This is a genomic window from Micromonospora sp. DT4 (assembly GCF_049841675.1).
In the GTDB taxonomy this organism is placed as follows: domain Bacteria; phylum Actinomycetota; class Actinomycetes; order Mycobacteriales; family Micromonosporaceae; genus Micromonospora.
On the sequence record NZ_JBNCKT010000440.1, the window covers coordinates 1 to 344 of the forward strand.

1 protein-coding gene is annotated in these 344 nt (G+C 68.3%); it reads left to right on the forward strand.

Annotated elements, in window-relative coordinates:
* Positions 1-70: 70 nt before the first annotated feature.
* Positions 71-344, forward strand: a 274-nt coding sequence (locus ACLQ24_RS30470; RefSeq protein WP_425895179.1) for a hypothetical protein, incomplete at its 3' end; no start/stop codon positions are given.

The following is a 344-nucleotide window of genomic DNA, read 5'->3' on the forward strand; positions in this document are numbered from 1 at the left end:
TTTTGGTGGTGGTGATGACGCGGCGCAGGCGTCGGCGTCGGTGGGGTTGGTGGCGGCGCGGTTGGGTGGGGTGTTCACCTCGGCGACGGTGCGGGATGTGGCCTTGTTGGGGGTGGGGCGGTCGACGGTGGTGTGGTCGCATGATGTGGCCGTGCCGCAGCATGTGGTGGTGGTTCACCGGTCGGCGGAGGATTGTTGGTGGTTGGTGCAGACTCAGGCCGCCGATGTCGCTGAGCGTGTGGTGCGCTTTGATCCGGAGGGTGAGCCGGCCGGTAGGGGGTTGTGGCGTTCGATCCGGGTGCCCACTGATGAGCGGGGCCGGTTGTTGAGCGTCGGCGCCGGTG